This is a genomic window from Sphingomonas paludis (genome assembly GCF_053502515.1).
Genome location: NZ_CP187558.1, coordinates 2,684,883 through 2,704,567 on the forward strand (window position 1 = coordinate 2,684,883; position 19,685 = coordinate 2,704,567).

The 19,685-nt window shown below is 64.9% G+C and carries 17 protein-coding genes; 15 read left to right on the forward strand and 2 right to left on the reverse strand.

The features are described from left to right. Positions 1-5: 5 nt before the first annotated feature. Positions 6-971 (reverse strand): cobalamin B12-binding domain-containing protein, encoded by a 966-nt coding sequence (locus ACPVPU_RS13005; protein WP_448658375.1) that lies wholly within the window; start codon positions 969-971, stop codon positions 6-8. Positions 972-1,178: 207 nt separating this feature from the next. Here ACPVPU_RS13005 and bchF point away from each other — a divergent pair, with 207 nt between their 5' ends. From bchF to hemA, 14 genes are read left to right on the forward strand one after another with little or no spacing between them, the layout of a single operon-like run. Further along, positions 1,179-1,706 carry a 2-vinyl bacteriochlorophyllide hydratase gene (gene bchF, locus ACPVPU_RS13010; RefSeq protein WP_448658376.1) on the forward strand — a complete coding sequence of 176 codons (528 nt, stop codon included), beginning with the start codon at positions 1,179-1,181 and terminating at the stop codon, positions 1,704-1,706. Further along, on the forward strand, positions 1,703-2,983 hold the full coding sequence (locus tag ACPVPU_RS13015; protein ID WP_448658377.1) for a ferredoxin:protochlorophyllide reductase (ATP-dependent) subunit N: 1,281 nt from the start codon (positions 1,703-1,705) through the stop codon (positions 2,981-2,983). Before bchF ends, ACPVPU_RS13015 begins: the two co-directional genes overlap by 4 nt. A gap of 4 nt (positions 2,984-2,987) precedes the next feature. Next, a complete protein-coding gene (gene bchB, locus ACPVPU_RS13020) occupies positions 2,988-4,532 on the forward strand; it encodes a ferredoxin:protochlorophyllide reductase (ATP-dependent) subunit B (protein WP_448658378.1) in 1,545 nt (514 codons plus the stop codon). Then, the gene (locus tag ACPVPU_RS13025) at positions 4,522-8,109 is read left to right on the forward strand and encodes a magnesium chelatase subunit H (protein WP_448658379.1); all 3,588 of its coding nucleotides are present in this window, start codon (positions 4,522-4,524) and stop codon (positions 8,107-8,109) included. The genes bchB and ACPVPU_RS13025 overlap by 11 nt, the downstream gene beginning before the upstream one ends. A 13-nt stretch (positions 8,110-8,122) precedes the next feature. Further along, entirely contained in the window at positions 8,123-9,019 is an 897-nt protein-coding gene (gene bchL, locus ACPVPU_RS13030; RefSeq protein ID WP_448658381.1) for a ferredoxin:protochlorophyllide reductase (ATP-dependent) iron-sulfur ATP-binding protein, read from the forward strand. Beyond that, a complete protein-coding gene (gene bchM, locus ACPVPU_RS13035; RefSeq protein WP_448660523.1) occupies positions 9,019-9,711 on the forward strand; it encodes a magnesium protoporphyrin IX methyltransferase in 693 nt (230 codons plus the stop codon). The genes bchL and bchM overlap by 1 nt, the downstream gene beginning before the upstream one ends. Then, positions 9,711-11,141 (forward strand): BCD family MFS transporter, encoded by a 1,431-nt coding sequence (locus ACPVPU_RS13040; RefSeq protein ID WP_448658382.1) that lies wholly within the window; start codon positions 9,711-9,713, stop codon positions 11,139-11,141. The genes bchM and ACPVPU_RS13040 overlap by 1 nt, the downstream gene beginning before the upstream one ends. A gap of 24 nt (positions 11,142-11,165) precedes the next feature. Further along, on the forward strand, positions 11,166-11,936 hold the full coding sequence (gene puhA, locus ACPVPU_RS13045) for a photosynthetic reaction center subunit H (RefSeq protein WP_448658383.1): 771 nt from the start codon (positions 11,166-11,168) through the stop codon (positions 11,934-11,936). Further along, entirely contained in the window at positions 11,933-12,550 is a 618-nt protein-coding gene (puhB, locus tag ACPVPU_RS13050) for a photosynthetic complex putative assembly protein PuhB (RefSeq protein ID WP_448658384.1), read from the forward strand. The genes puhA and puhB overlap by 4 nt, the downstream gene beginning before the upstream one ends. Then, positions 12,547-13,023: a photosynthetic complex assembly protein PuhC gene (gene puhC / locus ACPVPU_RS13055; RefSeq protein ID WP_448658385.1), complete on the forward strand. Its 477-nt coding sequence runs from the start codon at positions 12,547-12,549 to the stop codon at positions 13,021-13,023. Before puhB ends, puhC begins: the two co-directional genes overlap by 4 nt. Beyond that, positions 13,020-13,319: a hypothetical protein gene (locus ACPVPU_RS13060; protein WP_448658386.1), complete on the forward strand. Its 300-nt coding sequence runs from the start codon at positions 13,020-13,022 to the stop codon at positions 13,317-13,319. The genes puhC and ACPVPU_RS13060 overlap by 4 nt, the downstream gene beginning before the upstream one ends. Continuing rightward, positions 13,316-14,392, forward strand: coding sequence for a magnesium-protoporphyrin IX monomethyl ester (oxidative) cyclase (acsF, locus tag ACPVPU_RS13065; protein ID WP_448658387.1), 1,077 nt, complete (start codon positions 13,316-13,318; stop codon positions 14,390-14,392). Before ACPVPU_RS13060 ends, acsF begins: the two co-directional genes overlap by 4 nt. Then, a complete protein-coding gene (gene puhE, locus ACPVPU_RS13070) occupies positions 14,386-15,183 on the forward strand; it encodes a putative photosynthetic complex assembly protein PuhE (protein ID WP_448658388.1) in 798 nt (265 codons plus the stop codon). The genes acsF and puhE overlap by 7 nt, the downstream gene beginning before the upstream one ends. A gap of 4 nt (positions 15,184-15,187) precedes the next feature. After that, positions 15,188-16,408, forward strand: coding sequence for a 5-aminolevulinate synthase (gene hemA / locus ACPVPU_RS13075; protein WP_448658389.1), 1,221 nt, complete (start codon positions 15,188-15,190; stop codon positions 16,406-16,408). A 243-nt stretch (positions 16,409-16,651) separates the two neighbouring features. Here the strand turns inward: hemA and ACPVPU_RS13080 are convergent, their stop codons facing one another. Continuing rightward, positions 16,652-17,188 (reverse strand): c-type cytochrome, encoded by a 537-nt coding sequence (locus ACPVPU_RS13080; RefSeq protein ID WP_448658390.1) that lies wholly within the window; start codon positions 17,186-17,188, stop codon positions 16,652-16,654. 292 nt (positions 17,189-17,480) lie between these two features. Between ACPVPU_RS13080 and ACPVPU_RS13085 the strand changes: the two genes are divergently transcribed. Continuing rightward, the gene (locus ACPVPU_RS13085) at positions 17,481-19,676 is read left to right on the forward strand and encodes a TonB-dependent receptor (RefSeq protein ID WP_448658391.1); all 2,196 of its coding nucleotides are present in this window, start codon (positions 17,481-17,483) and stop codon (positions 19,674-19,676) included. The last annotated feature ends 9 nt before the right edge of the window (positions 19,677-19,685 follow it).

Sequence of the window (19,685 nt, forward strand, 5' to 3'; positions counted from 1 at the left end):
CCGCCCTAAATCATGTCTGCGGCATGTGCATCCACGCCCGCCACGAGATGTTCGGCCAGCACAACTGCGCCCGCCGCATCGACGGCAGAACCGTCGGCTCCCACTTCTTCAACCAGAGCAGGGCGCTCGTTCACGTTGCGACCACCAATCAGAATTCGGAGTTCCGGGTTTCGGGATACCGCCCGGATTGTTGAAACCAGACTGCGGACGGTCGCGGTAGGACAGTCGCAGCTGAGCGTCAATCCAGTGACATCATAATGGGATTCGGCAATTTTCTCATGCAATTCGGACCGGGTCGGATCGATGAGCACGTCGACATACCAGCTGCTGCGCTGGAATTGTTCGGCCACCATCAGCGTGCCGAAACTATGCTGGTCGCCCGGCATGGTCGACATCAGGATGCGCCGCTGCATCTTGCCGCCGCGCCGGGGCGGCGGCACCAGTGCCGTCACCTGGCGCAGCACCTCCTGGATCCGCCATAGTCCCATCGTGACGTCGACGAAATCGCGGCTGTCATCCTCCCAATATCGGCCGAGCAGCCGGGCAGCCGGTGCCAGCAGGTCCACCAGCACCGAATCGATCGACAGGCCGGCGGCAATGCGCGCGTCGATGAAATCCATGAGCGCGCCCGTGTCAGCATCGACCGACAAGGCTGCGAACAGGACGACATCCTGATCAGTAATGGCAGGTGCCGGAGTCGTTGGGTCCCGGTCGGTCGCCCCTGCTGAGTCGAATTCGGCGACCGGCCTGGACGCCGCGGACGGAACGCCAACGGTCTGGGCGAGCAGCGGAATGACCTGATGCTTTATCATGAACGAGATTTCGGGATCATCGCCGGCAACTGAGCCGGGTGTCCGCAGCATATCGGCGAATGGCAGGTTCAACCGGCCCCGTTGACCCCCACCGCGACGCTCGGACCGCCATTCGCTGATCCGCGACCGCAATTCCGCCAAGCCAAAGACCAAGGCCATCTGCAGACTCCCCTAACAAGTCTGGTCGGCGTTCGACGACGTCGGCCTGGGCAGCGGAGAGAGTTCCGCTGCTATATTCCGAGTACACTACAGAACAATCTCGTTTCGGTCAAAAGCCTATCTGTCCATTTTTGTTGATGTCCATTTTTCTTGACACTCACTCCCTTTCGCCGTCTATTCCTGTGGCTGGGATAGGGAGAAGGTGCCGTGAACAGGCACGAACGTGACAAGGCGAGCAAGCACGGCACCACATATGCCGCATCCGCTGCGCCGCTCTATACCGCCGAACAGCGAAAGCGTCGTGACGACTCGGTCTGGACCCTGGTTCAGGCCATTCTGGCCCCGGCCCAGTTCCTCGTCTTTCTGATCAGCCTGGTGCTGGTCGCCCGGTTCATGCTGACCGACATGGGCAAGGATGCGGCCGAATGGTCGATCCTGGCCAAGACGGCGACGCTTTACGCCATTATGATCACCGGTTCCGTCTGGGAAAAGGCGGTGTTCGACGAATGGCTCTTCGCTCGGCCGTTCTTCTGGGAAGACGTGGTCAGCATGGGCGTGATCGCCCTGCATACCGCCTATGTCGTGATGCTGTTCGCGGGCATCGGTTCGCCGCAGCAGCAGATGGCGGTCGCGCTTGCCGGTTACGCAATCTATGTCGTCAACGCTGCCCAGTTCCTGTGGAAGCTGCGGATGGCCCGGCTGCACGGCCCCGCATTGCTGGCCAACGCGGCATGAACGCCCCCGCCCTGACCCCTTCGCAGCCCGCAGCTACGCCGCCGGTGCTGCGGGAACGCGGGCAGCGCGAGGTGTTTTGCGGCCTGACCGGCATCGTCTGGCTGCACCGAAAGATGCAGGATGCGTTTTTCCTGGTCGTCGGTTCGCGCACCTGTGCCCATCTGATCCAGTCGGCGGCGGGGGTGATGATCTTTGCCGAGCCGCGTTTCGCAACCGCCATCATGGAAGAGCGTGACCTGGCCGGGCTTGCCGACGCCAATGAGGAGCTGGACCGGATCGTCCGTCAGCTGCTGGAACGGCGGCCCGACATCCGCACCCTGTTCCTGGTCGGCAGTTGTCCGTCGGAAGTCATCAAGCTGGACCTGGCCAAGGCCGCCCAGCGGCTGGGCGCGGCCTATTCCCCGCAGGTCAGAGTCCTGAATTATTCGGGCAGCGGCATCGAGACGACCTTTACCGAGGGCGAGGATGCGTGCCTGGCCGCGTTGGTGCCGGAAATGCCCGCGCTGGGTGCCGATGCCGCGCCCAATCTGGTCATTGCCGGATCGCTGCCCGACATCGTCGAGGATCAGTTCCGTCGGATCCTGAACGAACTGGGCATTGCCGAGGTCGGTTGCCTGCCCGCCCGCACGCTGGCCGATCTACCCGGCATCGGGCCCAATACCCGCTTCGCACTGGCCCAGCCCTTTCTGGGGGAAACCGGTCAGATGCTGGAAAAGCGCGGAGCGACGCTGATCCCAGCGCTGTTCCCCTTCGGCATCGAAGGAACGACCCATTGGCTGACCGCCATGACCGATGCGTTCGGCATCGACCGGGATCATGTCGCGGCCGTCCTGCGCCCCTACCAGGCACGGGCGGAACAGGCGATCGCGCACCAGCGCCAGCGGCTGGCGGGCCGGTCGATCTTCTTCATGCCGGATTCACAGCTGGAAATCCCGCTTGCCCGGTTCCTGGCCAACGAACTGGGCATGGTGCTAACCGAAGTGGGCACGCCCTATCTGCACCGGCGTCATCTGGCGGCGGAACTGGCCGCCCTGCCCGCCGGGGTTCAGATCAGCGAGGGTCAGGATGTCGACCGGCAGCTTGACCGGGTGCGCGCCGCCCGCCCCGACCTGACGGTCTGCGGCCTGGGGCTGGCCAACCCGCTGGAGGCGGAGGGCCTGTCGACCAAATGGGCGATCGAACTGGTCTTCTCTCCCATCCACGGTTTCGACCAAGCGGGCGATCTTGCCGAATTGTTCGCACGGCCGCTCCGCCGCCGCGACGTGTTGAGGATATAGGACCATGCAGCTCGCCGTCTGGACCTATGAAGGGCCGCCGCACATTGGGGCGATGCGCGTGGCCACCGGGATGCACGGCGTTCACTACCTGCTGCATTCGCCACAGGGCGATACCTATGCCGACCTGTTGTTCACCATGATCGAACGGCGGGACCATCGCCCGCCTGTCACTTATACCACGTTCCAGGCACGCGACCTGGGGGCCGACACGTCCGAGCTGTTCCAGACCGCTGCCCATGACGTCATTGCCCGCCATGCGCCCGATGCGTTGCTGGTCGGCGCGTCGTGCACGGCGGAGTTGATCCAGGACGATCCCGCCGGGCTGGTCGAAAAAATGGGTCTGCCGGTCCCGGTCATCCCGCTGGAACTACCGAGCTATCAGCGCAAGGAACATTGGGGCGCGTCGGAGACCTTTTACCAGATCGTCCGCACGCTGACCGACAAGGCGGTCCGCGCCACCGACCGCGCCGGGCGGCGTCCGCTGGCCAATATCCTCGGCCCGACCGCGCTCGGCTTTCGCCACCGCGACGACCTGATCGAGGTGACGGCGCTGCTCGCCGAACTGGGCGTGGACATCAATGTGGTAGCGCCGCTGGGCGCCGGGGTGGCCGACATCGCCCGGCTGGGTGCGGCCGATTTCAACGTCGTGCTGTATCCCGAAACCGGCGAGGCAGCGGCTCAGTGGCTGCAGCGCGAGTTTCGCCAGCCCTATACCCGCACCACGCCGATCGGCGTCGGTGCGACGCTGGACTTCATCGCCGAGGCCTCGAAGCTGGCCGGGGTCGACGACAGCGCGATGCTGGACAAGGGGCGCTCGCGCCTGTCCTGGTGGAGCCGGTCGATCGATTCCACCTATCTGACGGGCAAGCGCGTCTTCATCTTTGCCGATGGCACCCATGCGGTTGCCGCGGCGCGCATCGCCAACGAGGAACTGGGCTTCAAGGTCGTCGGGCTGGGCTGTTACAACCGCGAATATGCCCGCGACGTCCGCGCCGCCGCCAAGGCGCTGGGGCTTGAGGCGCTGATCACCGACGACCACCTGATCGTCGAACAGGCAATCAAGGACGCGCAGCCCGAACTGGTGCTCGGCACCCAGATGGAACGGCATATCGCCAAGCGGTTCGCCATTCCCTGTGCCGTTATCTCGTCGCCCGTCCATGTTCAGGATTTCCCGGCACGGCATTCGCCGCAAATGGGGTTCGAGGGCGCGAACGTCATTTTCGACAGCTGGGTCCATCCGCTCGTGATGGGGCTGGAGGAACATCTGCTGACGATGTTCCGCGACGATTTCGAATTTCATGACGGCGCGGGCGCATCGCACCTGGGACCGGGTCATTCCGCCCCTGCCCCCGATCCGGTGCCGGCCACGGCGGCAGAAGCCGAAGCGGCTGCATCCTGGAGCGTAGATGCCGAAAAGGAGTTGAAGAAGATCCCCTTTTTCGTGCGGGGCAAGGCACGACGGAATACCGAGCTGTTCGCCAGCGAGCGCGGCCTTTCCACCATCGAACTGGCCACCCTCTATGAGGCAAAGGCCCATTATGCGCGCTGATCGCTCCCCCCCTGTGCGGATTGCCATCGTCACGTTGGACAACCATCTGGCCGGTGCGGTCGAGCGCGCCAATCGAGAGATGGCGGCCGACGGGATCAGCATCGGTCTGCACGCGGCTTCCGATTGGGATCACAATCCAGCGACGCTGGAGCGGGCCAAGGCGGACATCGCAGACGCGAACATCGTCATCGCCACGATGTTGTTCCTCGACGATCATGTTCGGGCGATCCACCCAGCCCTGGCGGCCAGGCGCGACGAATGCGACGCGATGGTCGGTCTGATGTCGGCGGCCGAGGTGGTCAAGCTGACCCGCCTGGGCAATTACCGGATGGACAAGCCGGCCAAGGGTCCGCTGGCGCTGCTGAAAAAACTGCGCGGATCAGGAAAGCCGGGGGGCAGTTCCGGCGCGGGGCAGATGAAGATGCTGCGTCGCCTGCCCAAAATCCTGCGCTTCATACCCGGCCCCGCCCAGGACGTGCGGCATTATTTCCTGACGATGCAATATTGGCTGGCGGGATCGGACGACAATCTGATCGACATGGTGCGCGGCCTGATCGACCGGTACGCAACCGGTGAGCGTGCCGCGCTGAAGGGCAGGATGCCGGCCAGTCCGCCGCGCGAATATCCGGAAGTCGGGCTCTATCATCCGCGCCTGCCGGAACGGATCACCGAGGATGCATCGCGCCTGCCCCAGATCTCCGGAGCCACCGGCACCGTCGGCGTCCTGATGCTGCGTTCCTATCTGCTGGGCAAGGATGCCGGGCATTATGACGGCATGATCGACGCGCTGGAAGCCGCAGGGTTGCGGGTCGTTCCAGCCTTTGCCAGCGGTCTCGACGCCCGTCCGGCGATCGACCGCTATTTTACCGGTCCCGACGGCACGCAGGTCGATGCCATCGTCAACCTGACCGGTTTCTCGCTGGTCGGCGGCCCGGCATATAACGACGTCGACGCAGCGGTGGCGACGCTGGGCGCGCTGGACGTGCCCTATGTCGCTGCGCATCCGATCGAGTTCCAGTCGCTTGAGCAATGGGGCGCCAGCCGCGCGGGCTTGTTGCCGCTGGAAACGACGATGATGATGGCAATTCCCGAACTGGACGGGGCAATCATGCCTTCGGTGTTCGGAGGTCGTGCCGACGGATCGGCAACCGGATGCACCGGCTGTGCGCGGAACTGCACCTTTTCGCTGGTCGAACATGTCCGCCCGATGCGGGCCTGTCCCGAACGCGCAGCGGCGTTGTCGGCGCGGATTGCGGCGATGATCCGCCTGCGCCAGAGCGAGCGGGCGGAGCGCAAGCTGGCGATCGTGCTGTTCAATTTCCCGCCAAATGCTGGCGCAATCGGCACGGCAGCGTTCCTGGCGGTGTTCGAATCGCTCCATGCAACGCTCACCCGGCTGGCTGTGGCTGGCTATGACGTGACCGTACCGGCAACGGTCGACGATCTGCGCGACGCCCTTATTGTAGGCAATGCCCCGCGCTATGGCGCGGAGGCAAACATCGCCGCCTGGATTTCCGCCGACGATCATGTCGCGCGCGAACCCTATCTCGATCAGATCGAGGCACAATGGGGGCCTGCGCCCGGTCGCCAGCAAAGCGATGGCCGCTCCATCCAGGTCCTGGGTGCACAGTTCGGCAATGTGTTCGTCGGCCTGCAGCCTGCCTTTGGATATGAAGGCGATCCGATGCGGCTTTTGTTCGAGGGCGGCTTTGCCCCGACCCATGCCTTCTCGGCCTTTTACCGGTATCTGCGAGAGGATTTCGGCGCGGATGCGGTGCTGCATTTCGGTACGCACGGCGCGCTGGAATTCATGCCCGGCAAACAGGCGGGGATGAGCGGCGATTGCTGGCCCGACCGCATGATCGGCGATCTGCCCAATTTCTACCTTTATGCGTCGAACAACCCGTCAGAGGGCATGATCGCCAAGCGCCGTTCGGGGGCGACGCTGATCAGCTACCTGACGCCGCCGCTGGCCGAAGCGGGCCTGTACAAGGGGCTGGGCGAATTGAAGGCCACGCTGGACCGGTATCGGTCGGTGATTGAGGATGGCGACGAACGGGACGATCTGGCGACGCTGATCCGCGACCAGTGCGATGCGCTGGATCTGGAGGCTGGCGACCTGAGCGACCTGCCCGGCCGGCTGTACGAAATCGAACGCGCGCTGATCCCCGAAGGATTGCACGTCCTGGGCAGCACACTGTCGCAGGAGCAGCGCACTTCGCTGCTGACAGCGGTCGCTGCTGCGTCGCCGGACGTTGACCAGGCCGAATTCGCCGCGCGGCTGGACAGCAACGACGAACTGGGCGCGGTCGTCCATGCCCTGGACGGCGGCTATGTCCGGCCTGCCCCCGGCGGCGATCTGGTGCGCAGTCCCGACGTGCTGCCCACCGGGCGCAACATCCACGGTTTCGACCCGTTCCGCATTCCCAGCGCCTTTGCCTGTGCCCAGGGCCGCGATCAGGCGGAACAGCTGATCGCCCGGCACCGGGCCGATGGCGGCCAACTGCCCGAAAGCATCGCCATGGTGCTGTGGGGCACCGACAATCTGAAAAGCGAAGGCACCCAGATTGCCCAGGCGATGGCGCTGATCGGGGCGCGCCCGCGCTTTGACGATTATGGTCGGCTGGCGGGTGCGTCGCTGATCCCGCTGGCCGAACTCGGTCGGCCGCGGATCGATGTCGTCATGACCCTGTCGGGCATTTTCCGCGATCTGTTGCCGCTGCAGACGCGAATGATCGCCGAGGCGACTTGGCTTGCTGCGACTGCCGACGAACCAGAAGATGAGAATTTCGTCCGCAAGCACAGCCTGGCGCATCAGGCCGCACTGGGCTGCGACGAGGAAACAGCCGCCCTGCGCGTCTTTTCCAACGCCCAGGGTGCTTACGGTGCCAACGTCAACCAGATGATCGACGGCGGCGCATGGACCGATCCGGCCGAACTGGCCGAGATGTTCGAGAGCAAGAAGGGCTATGCCTATGGCCGCCGCGGCGAGCCGGTGCAGCACCGCAAGCTCTTTGAAAGCGAGTTGGCGGGCGTCGATCTGACCTATCAGAATCTGGAATCGGTCGAACTGGGCGTGACGGACATCGACCAGTATGTCGATGGCCTGGGCGGCATGAGCCGCGCGGTTGAGCGCGCGCGGGGCAGCGCCGCGCCCGTCTATGTGGTCGATGCGACGCAAAGCGCCGCCAAGGTCCGCACGCTGGGCGAGCAGATCGACCTGGAAACTCGTACCCGGATGCTCAACCCCAAATGGTATGAGGGGATGCTTAAGCACGGGTTCGAGGGCGTGCGCGAGATCGAGGCCAAGGTGACGACCACCATGGGCTGGTCAGCGACCACCGGTCAGGTTTCCCCTTGGGTTTATCAAAAGATCAGCGAAACCTTCGTGCTCGATCCCGAAATGCGGGCGCGGCTCGCCGCACTCAATCCAAAGGCGTCGGCGCGCGTCGCCGACCGGCTGCTGGAGGCATGCGAGCGCCAGCTGTGGACCCCCGATGCAGCGACGCTGGCCGGACTGAAAGCGGCCAGCGACGACCTAGAAGATCGGCTCGAAGGGCTGATCGCGGCAGAATGACAGGAACAAATCAATGACCCTGAACCTTCTCGACACCGACCGCAGCCCGCCCGATGGCGAAGGCAGCGTCCAGGTTGCGCTCGACCCGCAGGACCAGATCCGCGGGGCAAAGGTGTTCGCCGTTTACGGCAAGGGCGGGATCGGCAAATCGACCACTTCGTCCAACCTGTCCGCCGCCTTTTCCAAGCTGGGTCACCGCGTGCTACAGATCGGATGCGATCCCAAGCATGACAGCACCTTTACCCTGACCGGCAAGATGGTGCCTACGGTCATCGACATCCTCGAGACGGTCGATTTCCATGCCGAGGAACTCCGCGTCGAGGACTTCATGTTCCCCGGCTATAACGGCGTGATGTGCGTCGAGGCGGGTGGCCCGCCTGCGGGCACGGGCTGTGGCGGCTATGTCGTCGGCCAGACGGTCAAGCTGCTGAAACAGCATCACCTGCTCGACGATACCGATGTCGTCATCTTTGACGTTCTGGGCGATGTGGTGTGCGGCGGCTTTGCAGCCCCGCTGCAGCATGCGGACCAGGCGATCGTCGTCGCCGCCAATGATTTCGACAGCATCTTTGCGATGAACCGGATCATGGCCGCAATCAATGCCAAGGCAAAGAACTACAAGGTTCGCCTGGCCGGGATGGTCGCCAACCGTTCGGCCGCCACGGACGAGATCGACCGGTTCGGCGCGGAAACGGGCATGCGCCGCCTCGCCCATTTCGGCGATGTCGACGCGATCCGCCGGTCGCGGCTCAAGAAATGCACGCTGTTCGAAATGCCGGACAGCCCCGACGTCATCGCCGCGCGCGAGGAATATCTGAACCTGGCCCGCACGCTGTGGGCCGGAGTGCCGGATGTCGATGCGCGGCCGATGAAGGACCGGGAGATCTTCGATTTCCTGGGGTTCGAATGATGGACGTTGGCGTCGCCTCCACCCGCTATCAGGAAAGCCGCGAGCGGTTGGAAACCTATTTCGACCGTACGGCACGAAAGGCATGGGAGGATCTGACGTCCGACGTGCCGGTCAGCGGCATCCGCGCGACGGTGCGTGCCGGACGCGATGCGATGCGCGACCTGCTGTTGGCCGCCCTGCCCGCCGACATGACGGGCCAGCGGCTGCTGGATGCGGGATGCGGCACCGGTGCGCTGGCGATCGAGGCCGCGCGGCGGGGAGCTCGGGTGACGGCGATCGATGTCTCGCGCGGTCTGATCGACGTGGCACAGGACCGCGCACCCGCCGGCCTGTCGATCGATTGGCGGGTCGGCGACATGCGCAGCAACACGCTGGGCCTGTTCGACCATGTCGTGGCGATGGATTCGCTCATCCATTATGACCGGGCCGATCTGGTCGGCGTGCTGAAGGCGTGGGCACAGCGCACGGGCCATATCGCCTATACGTTCGCGCCTGCGACCCCGCTGCTGCGCGCCATGCATATCGCAGGAAAGGCGTTCCCGCGCAGCGACCGTTCGCCCGCCATCCGCCCTGTGGGCAGCGGCCGGCTGAGCGCCGATATCGCGACCCAGCTGCCCGGCTGGCGCATCGATTTCTGTGACCGCGTGTCCAGCGGATTCTACAAGTCGCAAGCGATGGGGATCAGCAGCTGATGCAGCCGGCGGATCGCCCCTCGGCCGCCACGGCCTGGCAATCGGTTGCGGCGCGGTTCCTGCCGTTTGCGGATGCCGCCAGCGTCGATCTGCCGCTTGGCCGACTGCTCCGCCTGGCGTTGTTTCAGGTGAGCGTCGGGATTGCGACCGTCCTGTTGAACGGCACGCTGAACCGCGTGCTGATCGTCGAACTGGAAGCGCCGACCTGGATGGTGGCGCTGATGATCGCCATTCCGCTGGGCGTCGCGCCGTTCCGGGCGCTGATCGGGCACAAATCCGACACGCATCGTTCGGTGCTGGGCTGGCGGCGCGTTCCCTATATCTGGTTCGGGACGCTGGGGCAGTTCGGCGGGCTGGCGATCATGCCCTTTGCCCTGATCCTGCTGACCCGGGCCGATACGTTTGCGCTGGGCGTCGGCGCGTCCTGCCTTTCCTTTCTGCTGACCGGCGCGGGGATGCACGTCACCCAGACGGCGGGACTGGCGCTGGCAACCGACCTGGCACCGGCCGACAGCCGTCCGCGGGTGGTTGCCCTGCTCTATGTCATGCTGCTGGCCGGCATGATGCTGGCGGCCGTCACCATCGGCAGCCTGCTGGCCGATTTCGGCTATACCCGGTTGGTTCAGGTCATTCAGGGCGCAGCGGTGCTGACGGTCGTCCTGAACGTCGTTGCCCTGTGGAAACAGGAGGCGCGCCATCGCGGACCGGCCCCGGCGGCAGAGGCGTCGCCCGGTTTCGGCGAATTGTGGCGCGCGCTGACGAGCCAGCCCAATGCCCGCCGCCTGCTGACCGCGATCGGCCTGGGATCCATGGCCTTTTCGATGCAGGATGCCCTGCTGGAGCCATATGGCGGCGAAATCCTGGCGATGGGCGTCGGATCGACGACGGCGTTGACCGGTGCCTGGGCCGCAGGTGCGCTGATCGCCTTTGCCCATAGCGGCCGCCAGTTGTCGCGCGGCGCCGATCCGCTGCGCCTGGCCGGGCTGGGCGCGGTCATCGGCATCTGCGCATTCCTGATGACGCTGTTCGCGGCACCGCTGGCGGCGATCCCGCTGCTGTTCGCGGGCGCAGCGGCCATTGGCTTCGGCACAGGCCTGTTTTCGGTCGGTACGCTGATCGCGGCGATGGGCCTCTCCCGCGACGGATCGTCCGGGCTGGCGCTTGGCGCATGGGGCGCGGTGCAGGCCAGCGCTGCGGGACTGGGTGTGGCCATGGGCGGCGTGATCCGCGACGCCACCACGCTGATGGCGCTGAACGACGTGATGGGCCCGACCCTGGCCGGCCGGGCGACCGGGTTCGGCACCGTCTATCTGATCGAAATCGCCCTGTTGCTGGTGGCACTGGTGGTGCTGGGGCCGGTGGTCGGCATGGGTCGCAACGGACGAATGATGACGCGTGAACGCTTTGGATTGACTGAATTCCCGACCTGAAGGGGTGCGGGCAGGAGAACGACAATGGACGATTTCAAACTTGTAGGCACGCTGGACGTAACCGAACTGGTGTTCCTGACCTTTGTCCTCTTTTTCTTCGGGCTGATCGTCTATCTGCGGCGCGAGGACCGACGCGAGGGCTATCCGCTGGAGGATGAAGTCACCGGCCGGCTGGACACGCCGGGCGGCGTCCTGATCGATGGCGGCCCGAAAAGTTTTCTGATGCCCCATGGCCGCGGCACCGTGTTCACGCCGACCCAGGGCCGTGAACCGGTGGACCTGCCCGCCCGTCGCAGCTTCCGCTCGGTCGGCGCGCCCTATGTGCCCACCGGCAACCCGCTGGTCGACGGCATGGGCCCGGCCGCATGGGCCAACCGTGCCGACCATCCCGACCTGGATGCAGAGGGGCATAACCGCATCGTGCCGATCGGCCTGACCCCGCATATCGTCGTCAATTCGCGCGATCCCGACCCGCGCGGCATGCGCGTGATCGCAGCCGACGGCGTGGAAGTGGGCACGATCGGCGACATCTGGGTCGATCGGGCCGAACATGTCATCCGCTATCTGTCGATCGATACCGCCGCCGGGACCGTGCTGGCCCCGATGGGCACCGCCGCCGTGAAGGGCCGGGCGCGCACGGTCGAGATCGATGCGATCAACGCCGCCGATTTCGCCGCCGTCCCGCGCACCGCCAAGCCCGATGCGATCACCTTTTACGAGGAAGAGCGCATCATGGCCTATTATGGCGGCGGCTATCTCTACGCCAACGCAGCCCGGCAGGAGCCGCTGCTATGAGCGAATATGATCATGAACCGGTGCGCGGCCTGCCCGGGGTGCCGCCGGATGGCGAACGCATCGTGTGGCAGGGCGGACCGGATTTCAGGCAGATGGTACAAAGCGCCTGGCACATCCGGCTGATCGCAGTGTATTTCGCCGCGATCACCGGGTGGATGATCGTGCGCGGGGACTGGATCGCGGCGCTGGTCGTCGGGGCCTCTGGCCTGGTTGCCATCGGCATGTTCGTCGCCTTTGCCTGGGCCGTCGCGCGCACCAGCATCTATACGCTGACCAACCGGCGCCTGGTGCTGCGCATCGGCGTGGCGCTGAACAAATGCGTCAACCTGCCGCTGTCCGAAATCGACCGCGCCGACCTGAAGCTGGTCGGTGACGGTCACGGCCATATCGTGCTGTCGCTCAAGGGACTACCGCGTCTGGGCTATCCCATGCTGTGGCCGCATGCCCGGACGCTACGCATCGTCCGGCCGCAACCGATGCTGCGCGCCATTCCCGATGCCCAGGGCGTCGCCCGCGCCCTGTTACGCGCCACGCAGCAGATCCAACAGGTGGCCGTCGCCCATCCGAGCGACAGCCCGGTACCCGGCGGGACCCTGGTCGGAGCACGGGCATGAGCCACGCCCACAACCACGACCCGACGGTTCCGCGTGGCGCGCTGATCGGGGCGGCGGCGATGCTGGCCGTCACGCTGACCCTGACCGGCGCGACCAGTTTCGGCCTGATCCCGCAATCGGCCGACCCCGACGCGTTGCGTGCGGAACGCCATGTCCATGCCGCAGCGGAACGGGAACTGCGCTTTGCCGACCGGGCCGATGGTGCGGTGATCGTGACCGATGCCGCATCCGGCGTGCAGGTGGCGGTGGTTGAACCGGGCCAGGGCGGCTTCGTCCGCGCGACCGTGCGGCGGCTCGCCAAGGCGCGCACCGCCGCAGGGGCCGGCCCGCAGACCCCGTTCCGCCTGACCCGGTGGAGCAACGGCGCATTGTCCCTGTCCGATCCGGTGACCGGCAAGTCCGCCGAACTCTATGGCTTTGGTCCGGACCATGTCCGCAGCTTTGCGCAGATGCTGGAAGGACCATCGGCATGACCCGCCTGTTTTCCACCGAGCGGTTCGACACCGAATGCCGGATCGAGGTGGAGCAAAGCCCGGAACATTTTCACGCGCATGTCGAACTGGCGGGCAATGTCGACATCCAGCCGGGCGACCGGGTGCGGGTGCACGGCGCGCCGATCACGATCGGCTTTGGCGAACGGCGCGTGTTCGACCGCCGAGCAACCGTGCAGCGGGCCGGGCTGATCCGGCGGGCATGGACGCGCTTTGCCAGCAATTTCGAGATCACCGAGCTTTACGAAGTCAGTTTCACGCCGGGGAGGCTATCATGAACGCACCCGCCCGCATCCAGCCGCCGCTGGCCGCCACGCATGATACCATGCAGATCGCCCGGCAGGAAACGGTGCTGTCGCCCCGCTTCTATACCACCGACTATGCCGCGATGGATCGCATCGACGTGACGCCCGTCCGCGCCGAATGGGACGCGCTGCTGGACGAGATGGACGCCGATGCCAACAAGCGGCATTTCCGCAAGACCGATGCCTTTGACGGCGTGATCGAGGGGCTGGAGCCCGCGCTGCAGGCAGAGTTCATCGATTTCCTGGCCAGTTCGCTGACGTCCGAATTTTCCGGCTGCATCCTCTATGCCGAAATCGCCAAGCGGGCCACCAATCCGGACGTCAAGCGCATCTTCAAGCTGCTCGCGCGCGACGAGAGCCGCCATGCCGGCTTCATCAACGAAACGCTGAAGGGCGCCGGGATCGGCATCGACCTGAGCTTCCTGACCAAGACCAAGAAATATACGTTCTTCAAGCCGAAGTTCATCTTCTACGCGGTCTATCTGTCGGAAAAGATCGGCTATGCGCGGTACATCACCATCTATCGCCATCTGGCGCAGAACCCGCAGAACAAGTTCCACCCGATCTTCGACTGGTTCCACGACTGGTGCAACGACGAGTTTCGGCATGGCGAGGCGTTCGCCATGCTGCTGCGCGCCGATCCCAAGCTGCTGACGGGCATGAACAAGCTGTGGATCCGGTTCTTCCTGCTGTCCGTCTATGCGACCATGTATGTGCGCGACCACAACCGGCCCGTCTTTCACGCGGCGCTGGGCGTGCACCCGGCCGATTACGGATACCGCGTGTTTTCGATCACCACGGAAATCAGCCGCCAGGTCTTTCCGGTGGAACTGGATACCGACGATCCGCAGTTCCGCGCAGCGATGGAACGGCTGCGGGTCGCATCCGAAGCCATGGCCAGTGCCAAGGCGCGCGGGGGCATCGGCGGCTGGCTGGCGCACAAGGGGCACATGGCCCGTGCGGGGGCTGCATTCGCCGGCATGTATTTCATGCGGCCGCGTGCGAACGAACTGCCGCAGTCGATCCGGCTTCAGCCGGCATGGTGATTGCGGGCAGCCTTGCCCTGCCCTTTGCGGCGGTATTCCTGTTGTGGTTCGTCAGCACCGGCCTGGTCGCCATGCTGAACCACCGGCTGCGCGCGTCGCTGTCCCGCGCGCTGACGGCTGCCTGCCTGTGCGCCTTTGCCGGGCTGGCGCTGATCGTCGTCAGCACGCATTCAGCCGAAGTCTGGGCAGTCTATGCCTCTTTCCTGGGCGGGCTGCTGATCTGGAGCTGGCATGAAATCGCGTTCCTGACCGGCGCGGTCGCCGGGCCGAACACCCTGCCCTGCCCGCCGGGCGTTCGGGGATGGCGGCGGTTTTCGCTGGCGAGCATGGCATTGATCCATCACGAGGTCGCGCTGGCGATGACGGCGGGGCTGATGCTGACCCTGGCCGCGGCCACGGCCAATGCAACCGGTGCCTATGCCTTTGCCCTGTTGTTCGCCTATCGCCTGTCGTCGAAGCTGAACCTGTATTGGGGGGTGCCGCATCTGAGCGACGAATTGCTGCCGCGGCATCTGGATCATCTGAAAAGCTATTTCGGGCCGCGCCGCATGACGCTGATGCTGCCGCTGACCATCGCCGCCATCGCTGCCGTCGCCACGGCATTCGGATGGTCGGCACTGACCGCGTCGACGCCGGGCGCGGCGGCACAGGCAGCGCTGTTGTGTTGCCTCAGCCTGCTGGGCGCGATCGAGCATCTGTTCCTGGCCCTGCCCTTTCGGGACAGCGCCCTGTGGGGATGGGCCATGGAACGCCATCAACAAAACAAGACGGGTCTGACCGGAGGGGAATGAAGTCATGGATTACGCAAGCTATTTCAGCGAAGAGCTGACCTCCGTCCGCACCCAGGGCCGGTACCGCGTCTTTACCGACATCGAGCGGAAGGTCGGGCAGTTCCCGCAGGCGACCCGGTATGTCGACGGTGAGACGCGCGACGTGACCGTCTGGTGTTCCAACGACTATCTGGGCATGGGCCAGCATCCAAAGGTGCTGGACGCCATGCACCGCACTCTGGACAGCTGTGGCGCCGGTGCCGGCGGCACCCGCAATATTTCCGGCACCAATCACCAGCATGTGCTGCTCGAGGCCGAGCTGGCCGACCTGCATGCCAAGGAAGACGCGCTGCTCTTTACCTCCGGCTATGTCTCCAACTGGGCGGCGCTGGGCACGCTGGCCGGCAAGCTGCCCAATTGCGTCGTCCTGTCCGATGCACTGAATCATGCTTCGATGATCGAAGGGATTCGCCACAGCCGCGCGGACCGGATGATCTTCGAACATAACTCGCCAGAGGATCTGGACCGCAAGCTGTCCGACATCGATCCGTCCCGGGCAAAGCTGGTGGCGTTCGAAAGCGTCTATTCGATGGACGGCGATATCGCGCCGATCGCCGAGATCGTCGAGGTCTGCGAAAAGCACGGCGCGCTGAGCTATATCGACGAGGTCCATGCCGTCGGGCTGTACGGACCGCGCGGCGGCGGCGTTGCCGAGCGCGAAGGATTGATGGACCGGATCGACGTGATCGAAGGGACGCTGGGCAAGGCTTACGGCGTCATGGGCGGCTATATCGCCGCGTCTCGCGACCTGTGCGATTTCGTCCGCACCTTTGCCAGCGGCTTCATCTTCACAACCGCCCTGCCCCCCGCCGTGGCGGCGGGCGCAGCCGCCAGCATCCGTCACCTGAAGGAAAGCCAGGTCGAGCGCGATCAGCAGCGGGACCGGGTCGAACGGGTGCGCGGTGCACTCGATCGGATGGGCATTCCGCATTTGCCCAATCCCAGCCACATCATCCCGGTGATGGTCGGCGATGCGCGCAAGTGCAAGATGATCAGCGACTGGCTGATGGATCATCATGGCATCTACGTTCAGCCGATCAATTATCCCACGGTGCCGGTCGGAACCGAACGGTTGCGGCTGACCCCGTCGCCCGTGCACAGCGATGCGGATATCGACCGGCTGTTGACGGCGCTGAGCGATATCTGGTCGCATTGCGAACTGGCGCGGCGCGACATGGCGGCCTGACGGGATCGGTTTTCCGTTATTGCGAGCGGCACAGGATGATCCGACCCGGTGAGGGTCGGGTCATCGTGCCGTTCACTGCGATCAAGCCATTGAGCGTCGAAACCGCCGACGATCGACACCGCCTGCGCTCGCCTTAGCCAGTTCGGCAACACGGATCGGGACGATCAGCCCCCGACTGCACGAACCCATAAAAAAGGCCGGGCATCGCTGCCCGGCCTTTTCATGCCTGATGGTCGAAGCCGATCAGTTCGGATTTTCGAGATAGGCGATCAGGTCGGCGCGCTTCTGCGCATCCGGGATGCCGGCGAACGCCATCTTCGTGCCGGGCACGACGCGCTGCGGCTTTTCCAGATACTGGAACAGCTTTTCCTTGGTCCAGGTGATGCCGCTGGTCTTGTTGGCGTTCGAATAATTATAGCCCGTGACGGTGCCAGCGGCGCGGCCGATGATGTTGTGAAGCGACGGGCCGACCTTGTTCACGCCTTCCTGGACGGCATGGCAGGTCTGGCACTGTGCGAACACCGTTTTGCCGGCGGCAGCGGTGCCAGTGAAGCTGGCAAAGGTCGTGCCGTCGACGGTCGCCACATCGCTTGCCGGCGGAGCGCCAGCAGCGGCGGCGGGCGCAGGCGCCGGTGCCGGAGCGGCAGCCGGGGTTGCCGGGGCTTCAGCTGCGGGCGTGGCAGCCGTTTCGGTGCTCTTGGTTTCGGAACCGCCGCCGCCGCAGGCAGCGAGCAGGGTGGAAAGCACGATTACGCTAGCCAGTGTTCCAGTTGCCTTCATGTCCACTCCAATCATTTCTTCGTCCCGAGGACGGAAAGAGATGCGGTCCCCTCCACCTGCGTTCTAGCTTAGCTGAACGTGAAATGAAAGCGCGTCAGCCGCGAAATGGTTGCATAATTTCGGTCCGGTTTTGGCCGAATGAGGGGCGATGGTTCGTCCTGCGGACACCACGAAAATCGGGCAGCGGATGCCCTACCCGCACTCTTTTTGAAAATTGTTCGCAACAGCGTTGACTCTGCGAACGGCTCGCAATAGTGCCCTGCGAGTGAGTTTCAATATAAGGGGCGTTTCAGTGAACGAGCGATCGGGGCCATCGGCATTTCTGGCATTATCTGCGGTCGGGATGCTGCTGTCCGCTCCTGCATTGGCCAGCGAGCCGCTGAGCGAGGAAGATCAGCAGCGCGACGTCATTCTGGTCGACGGTGAACAGACAAAAAAGCCGACCAATCCCCTGTTGACCGAAAAGCCGCGCGATACGCCGCGCACCGTCACGGTGCTGGACAAGCAGTTTCTGGCGGATACCGGTGCGGTGACCTTTGCCGATGCCTTGCGCAACGTGCCGGGCATCACCCTGGGTCAGGGCGAGGGCGGCGCCGGATCGGGCGATTTCATCAACCTGCGCGGGTTCGACGCCAGCAACGATATCGCCATCGACGGCTTTGCCGATCGGCTGCAATATAGCCGCTCCGACGTGTTCAACGTCGAACAGATCGAGGTGTACAAGGGTCCGAACACGGCCCTGTCCGGTGCCGGCGGCGCGGCGGGCCAGATCAACCTGGCCAGCAAGGCACCGGGATTGACCGATTTCGTCAATGCCGACCTGAGCCTCGGCAATCGCGAGTGGAAACGGGCGACGCTCGACGCGAACATCGCCCAGGACGACATGGGCGGTTCGGCATTCCGCCTGAACCTGATGGCCCATGATCAGGACGTGGCCCGGCGCGACCAGATCACCCAGACCCGGTTCGGCGTCGCGCCCTCCTTTGCCATCGGCTTGAACGGGCCGACCCGGGCGACCGTCAGCCTGTTCTGGCAACAGGATGAAAACATCCCGGATTATGGCATCCCCCTGTTGACCACGGGCGTCCGCCCGGCGCCGATCCGCAACTATTATGGCTGGCGCAATATCGACCGGGAGGACCAGACGGTGCTGCTGGCCACCCTGAAACTGGAACATGATTTCAGCGAACAGGTGCAACTGGTCAACGCGACCCGCTGGGGCCGGGTGGACCGCACCGCCGTCTGGTCGACGCCCCGTCCGATCGATGCCGCATCGCTGAATGCCGCCGCCGCCGCCATCGCCGCCGGGCGTCCACAGGATGCGAACTACACCGTCGGCGGTCCTCAGGGACTTGGCCGGATTGCCAGCAACGACGTGCTGACCAACCGCACCACCCTGACCATCGACACGCCGCAAGGGACGGGCAGCATCGGCAACACGCTGGTCGTCGGTGCCGAAGCAAGCCGGGAAAGCTTTTCCCGCGATACCATCTCCACCACCGGCCTGGCCGGGACGGTGCGCAACCTGTTCGCGCCGACCCCCGACTTTACTGGCGCATTCAGCCAGACCCGCACCTTTGGCCAATATGATACCCAGGCCGAACGCCTGTCGGTCTTTGCCTTCGATACGCTGAAGCTGCTGGACGAACGACTGCAGTTCAATGTCGGCGGTCGGTACGAACGGTTCGATGTCGAGCTGGGCGGCACCGCCTATGCCGCGCTGACGGACAGGACCGTGCGGGACAATCTGTTCAGCTGGCAGGCGGGCGTGGTGGTGAAGCCGGTTGAGGCAGCCTCCATCTATTTCAGCTATTCCGACGCGAAACAGCCCCAGGCATTGTCGGCCACGTCGACAGGCACCGTCACCACCGCCAACCTGGCGCTGCCGGCGCTGAAGAACGAAAGTTACGAGGTCGGCGCGAAATGGGATGTGCTGGCCGAACGGCTGAGCCTGACCGCCGCGCTGTTCCGGACCGAACGGGTCAATCAGCCGATCGCAGTCGGCCCGGACGTTCTGCTGGCCGGGCGCCAGCGGGTGCAGGGCGTGGAGTTGAGCGCAACCGGCCAGCTGGCGCCGGGATGGCAGCTGTTCGCGGCCTATGCCTATCTGGACAGCGAAATCCTGCGCGCCGCGACGGGCAGCGAACTGACCGAGGGCGAGGTGCTGGCGCTGACCCCCAATCATTCGGGCACGGTGTGGACCAGCTATCAGGCGGGGCCGTTCCAGATCGGCGGCGGCGTCAATTATGTCAGCGAACGGGTGACCCGCAATTCGACGGCAGCTCAGGCTGCATGGGCGCTGGACGAATATGTACTGGCCAATGCCATGCTTGCCTATGAATTCAACCCGCGCCTGTCGGTGCAGGTGAACGTCAACAACATCTTCGACGCGGCCTATATCAACCGCATCCGCGCCAATGACAGCTATGTCATCGCGGTCCCCGGCGAAGGGCGGACGGCGATGGCCACCCTGCGCGTGCGGATGTAGGGGCGTCGG